Raw genomic sequence first — 5,460 nt, 5'->3', positions numbered from 1 at the left:
GGAAGATTTCTTCGGGAAACAAGTGAACTTAACGGTTTCCGGACAGCTGGAAGGAGAATTGGCAGCATTGGCTCTGGGACAGATTTATACATTTGGACCAACATTCCGCGCAGAGAACTCAAACACTTCACGCCATTTGGCTGAATTCTGGATGATTGAACCGGAAGTGGCATTCAACAAACTTCCTGACAACATGGATTTGGCGGAAAGCATGCTGAAATACATTTGCCAGTATGTGATGGATCATTGTGCAGATGATTTGAAATTCTTGAATGATCGTGATGCGCAGGAGCAACAATCCAAACCGCAGAATGAACGCAACGAATTGGGATTGATCGAACGTTTGCAGTTTGTCATTCAAAACGATTTCAAACGAATCACTTATACGGACGCGATTGAAGTCTTGATGAACTCGAACCATTACAAAAAGAAGAAATTCAAATACGATGTAAGCTGGGGAACTGATTTGCAATCGGAGCACGAACGTTATTTGGTGGAGAAAGAATTCAAACGCCCGGTGATCATTACGGACTATCCTGCATCATTCAAAGCCTTCTACATGCGTGCAAACGACGGTTGCGAACCAGGAAAAGAAACCGTTGCTGCAATGGATATTTTGTTCCCTGGAATCGGTGAAATGGTCGGAGGTTCCGAGCGTGAAGAGCGTTTGGAAGTTTTGAAGAAGAAATGTGCCGATTTCGGAATCCACGAAGAAGAATTGTGGTGGTACTTAGATACGCGCCGTTTTGGTTCGGTTCCACATTCCGGTTTCGGCCTTGGTTTCGAGCGCATGGTGATGTTCGTAACAGGGGTGTCCAATATCCGCGACGTCATTCCATTCCCAAGAACACCGCAAAACGCAGAATTCTAAGTAAAGTTCAAAAGATTCAAAGAGCTAAAATGTAGTGATAATATAAAATAGTTTTAATTGAACTATTGAGCCTTTTTTCCTATCTTCAATAGAAATCACTGGAGCAATGGAAGGAGTAAAACGGTTTGAAGACCTTTTAATTTGGACCAAAAGTCGTGAGTTTTCAAAAGAAATTCATGCGATTTTCAGGCATAAGAAAGAATTTGAAGAAAGGGCATTGAGTAATCAGATTATTCGTTCTAGTAGTAGCATTATGGACAACATTGCCGAAGGATTTGAACGGGGAGGGAATAAGGAATTTTTGCAGTATCTTTGGATTTCAAAAGCAAGTGCAGGAGAAAGCAGATCTCAATTGTATCGGGCTTTAGATTTTGGAATAATTCAGGAACCTGAATTTTTGGAATTAAAATCCAAAGCAGAGATGTTGTCGGTTGGAATCTATAGTTTGATTATGCAAATCAAAAAATCAGAATTCAAAGGACAAAAATTTAGTTGAAAGAATTATTTTGTTTGAACATTTGAACATTTGAACATTTGAACATTTGAACATTTGAACATTTGAACATTTGAACATTCATTTTTTACATTACTAGAATAAAACCATAGATGGCACTAAGGCAACAGCTTACGCAAAAACTGGAACAAAGACTTTCCCCTCAGCAAATTCAATTGATGAAGTTGTTGCAAGTTCCTACTATGGAATTGGATCAGCGAATCAAACAGGAATTGGAGGAAAATCCGGCTTTGGACGAAGGTGCGGAAGAAGTTGACGAATACGACAATGATCCGGAAGATGATTACAAGGATGATGAAAACGAGTTTGATACCGATTTCGACATCAGCGATTATTTCGACGATGATACACCCGACTATAAAACGCAGGTAAATAATAAAAGCAAAGACGACGAAGAACGCGGTGTTCCGCTTTCCGTTGATTCGTCATTCCAGGATAAACTGACCGAACAGCTTCATTTGCTGGATTTAGACGACACACAGTTTCAGATAGCCGATACGATTATCGGAAACCTGGATGAGTCGGGATATCTGAATCGCGAATTGGATGCAATTGTAGATGATCTGGCCTTCTCTTCCAACATCATGGTGACGGAAGCAGAAGTAGAACACGTGCTTAAAATCGTTCAGGAATTGGATCCGGCCGGAATCGGTGCACGCGATTTGAGAGAATGTTTGTTGCTTCAGATTGAACGCATCCAGGAAGGAAATATTACCTTGTTTACGGCTAAAAAGATCCTCGAAGATCATTTCGAAGAGTTTACCAAGAAACATTACGATAAGATCCAGAAAAAACTGGAAATCGAAGACGAAGATCTGAAAGAAGCCATTGATGCCATTATCCGCCTGAATCCTAAACCGGGAGGGTCTTTGAAAGATAACTCGAAAAGTGTTCAGCAGGTCATTCCCGATTTTATGATTGCGGAATTTGACGGGAAACTCGAATTGTCCATTAACGGAAGAAACACTCCGGATCTGAAAGTTTCGAAAGAATACGAGCAATTGCTCAGAAGTTATGCGGAAGGTGCAAAAACGTCGAAAGCGGATAAAGACGCATTGACCTTTGTGAAAACAAAACTCGAAGGCGCAAAATGGTTCATAGATGCGATTCGTCAGCGGCAGCAGACATTGTACACAACGATGCATGCCATTATGATGTATCAGTATGAATTCTTCCTGACAGGAGATGAAACAAACATGAAGCCGATGATTCTGAAAGATATTGCAGAAATCGTTGGGCTGGATATTTCAACGGTATCGCGTGTTGCAAATTCCAAGTATGTTCAAACAGCTTACGGTGTTTACTCCCTGAAGTACTTTTTCTCGGAATCCCTTTCTACGGACACAGGAGAAGAAGTTTCTACCCGGGAAGTGAAGAAGATTCTGACCGATGCCATTGAATCTGAAAACAAAAAGAAACCTCTAACAGATGAGCATTTGGCGAAATTGCTGAATGATAAAGGATACAATATTGCGAGAAGAACAATTGCCAAATACCGTGAACAGCTCAATATTCCAGTGGCGCGTTTACGTAAAGAATTGTAAATGAGAGTTGTTTCTAAAATTCTTTCGTGGATTTTCCTTCCATTGCTTGCTCCGGTTTATGCTGTGGCACTAGCGATGTACGTTGAAAACTGGGAGAATTTATATTCGTTATATCAGGATAACAACTTGTACGCTTTAGACGACAAAGCAAAGGAAGTGCTGCTTTATTTGTTTTCGGCATTCTCAGTTTTGGCTCCGGCGCTGACAGTACTTTTCCTGCAAACAAGAGGATCGGTAAGCTCAGTTATGATGGAAAAACGTTCAGAAAGAATCATTCCTTCCATTATGACCAACCTGTTCGGAGTTTGTTTATTACTTATTTTACTTTATAAAGTTCCTCTTGCTTTGCAAGGTTCCAGGTTCTTGTTCGGATTGGCGGGTGGATCTTTGCTCGCTGTTGCGGCCTGCACCATTCTGACTTTTCGTTGGAAAGTATCGCTCCATGCTGCCGGAATGGGAATTTTATGCGGCTTTTTGTACATGTATTATGGTAAAATGCTTGTTTTTCCCATGTGGATTTTAGTAACCGCATTTATCGCAAGCGGCGTTGTCATGTCGGCAAGAATGTATCTGAAATTACATACGCTAAGCCAGTTATTAATTGGCTATTTAATTGGTTTTGTTGGAATTGTAGCAGGAGTTCTCTTTTTCTTTTATTGTTATTAGGATTTAAATAATCTGGGGTTAAAAGGTTAAGATAGTAACTCAAAAGTTAACTTTTTTGTTAAATTTGTTCAACTTTTAGACAACCTTTCCAAACTTTTGTTGTCTAGCTAACACAGAACTAAAACGAAGCCAAATTGAAAAATGTATTAATCCTGGCAGGATTCCTTATTTCCACAACAATTTCCTTCTCTCAGGATATTGACTCAAGGATCCTAAAGAACAAAGGCAAAGAAGCCGAAAAAGTATACGAATACAATAAGAATGCCTACAATTATCTATTGTTTGAATTAGATCATTCTTATGAAATCGTTTCCCGAAACACGCTTACCAAAGAGCAGCGAAAACTGATCAGAACAGATATTCGTTTAGCAGATTCTGACAAAAGTAATCTGGGTACAAGTGGGTTCAATTTTTATGATCTTGGTATTAAATTGTCGAAAACAGAAAGACAATATGTTCAGGTAGATAAAGACCGTGTATTGGTTTTCTTCGCCATTCCTGAAGTTACAAAGGCTTTTACCACAAGCCCCCTAAACACGAAATAGACCTGATATTATTATGAAGAATTTTCTTGCAGTGCTAATAGCTCTATTAGCTCACGTTGCCTTTTCGCAGCAAACAACTATTCAGATGTCCGGAGCAAGTAATAACCAGACATTCAATACCTGTAACGGATTTATTATCGATTCCGGTGGACAGGGAGGACCAGGTTACAGCAACAATGAAACAGTTATTGTGACTATTTGTCCCGACACTCCGGGAGATATCATTTCGGTGGTATTTAACTTGTTTCAGTTGAGTACAACAGATGATAATCCTGCACCAAACATCACCAATGTAGATTACATGGATGTTTATGATGGGAATTCCACTGCAGCTCCAACTTTGGGAACGTATTCCGGAACTCAGCTGCAAGGTGTTATCATCATGGCAACGGCATTGAATACAACTGGTTGTATTACCTTGAGATTCAGATCAAATACTGCGGGAACAGGAATGTTTACTGCGAGCGCAACGTGTACAACGCCTTGTGCTACCCCAACAGCAGCCGGAATTATCGTAGGTGGAGAAACTGCAGACAGTACACGGGTATGTGTCGGAGATGTGGTTGACTTTTCCGGAATTGCATCGTCAGCTGCTCCCGGATTCACATTAGCGAACTATAAATGGGATTTCATGGACGGAAGCACTGCGATTGGTTCAAATGCTTCACATGCGTTTAATGCTCCGGGACAATACCTGGTGCAATTGTTTGTAACGGACAACAACGGTTGTGGAAATACCAACTTAATAGATTTACAGGTTTTCGTTGCCACAATTCCTACATTTATCGGCTTTCCGGCAGATACTACACTGTGTTTGGGCGAAAGTGTCACATTTACCGCAGATCCGGATTTCTATGAAGTAACGTGGAACGGTTTCCCGGGTTCACAAACCATTGATGACGGATGTTTACCGGATACTTTGCTGGGAGTTTCACAGGATGTACAAATCATGCAGACAGGATTTGCGGCCGGATCAACGATTACACAATTGAGCGATATTCAAAGTTTGTGCCTGGGATTGGAGCATTCCTTCATGGGCGATTTGGTGATTATTGTAGAATGCCCGAATGGTCAAAACCAGATTTTGCATCAGCAAGGTGGTGGAGGTACTCAGATCGGTGAGCCGAATCCTTTGGACAATGTGGATTGTAGCGATCCGACAACTCAGGGAATTCCATATACCTATTGTTTTACACCGACAGCAACAGAAACCTGGGTTGATTGGTCGAATAACAACGGTTTCGGGGGAACGCTTCCTGCCGGAAATTACGAACCGATTCAACCGTTTACCAACCTGGTTGGTTGTCCTTTAAACGGAAT

The 5,460-nt window shown here is 40.9% G+C and carries 6 protein-coding genes; all 6 read left to right on the top strand.

All coding sequences use genetic code 11. From position 1 onward, the window contains the following. On the top strand, positions 1–871 hold an 871-nt coding region (gene asnS, locus Q1V93_RS12315), incomplete at its 5' end, for an asparagine--tRNA ligase (protein WP_300665116.1). Positions 872–977: 106 nt separating this feature from the next. Beyond that, on the top strand, positions 978–1,367 hold the full coding sequence (locus Q1V93_RS12310) for a four helix bundle protein (RefSeq protein WP_300665114.1): 390 nt from the start codon (positions 978–980) through the stop codon (positions 1,365–1,367). A gap of 110 nt (positions 1,368–1,477) precedes the next feature. Next, entirely contained in the window at positions 1,478–2,929 is a 1,452-nt protein-coding gene (rpoN, locus tag Q1V93_RS12305; RefSeq protein ID WP_300665113.1) for an RNA polymerase factor sigma-54, read from the top strand. Then, on the top strand, positions 2,930–3,595 hold the full coding sequence (locus tag Q1V93_RS12300; RefSeq protein WP_300665111.1) for a phosphatase PAP2 family protein: 666 nt from the start codon (positions 2,930–2,932) through the stop codon (positions 3,593–3,595). A gap of 134 nt (positions 3,596–3,729) precedes the next feature. Then, complete coding sequence (locus tag Q1V93_RS12295) at positions 3,730–4,140, top strand: hypothetical protein (protein ID WP_300665109.1); 411 nt, start codon at positions 3,730–3,732, stop codon at positions 4,138–4,140. Positions 4,141–4,171: 31 nt separating this feature from the next. Beyond that, the coding region (locus tag Q1V93_RS12290; protein ID WP_300665107.1) for a PKD domain-containing protein at positions 4,172–5,460 on the top strand (1,289 nt) is incomplete at its 3' end.

The organism is Fluviicola sp., from assembly GCF_030151805.1.
Taxonomy (GTDB): domain Bacteria; phylum Bacteroidota; class Bacteroidia; order Flavobacteriales_D; family Crocinitomicaceae; genus Fluviicola.
Note: the sequence above shows the minus strand (reverse complement) of the source record. Positions and strands in the feature narration are given on the sequence as shown.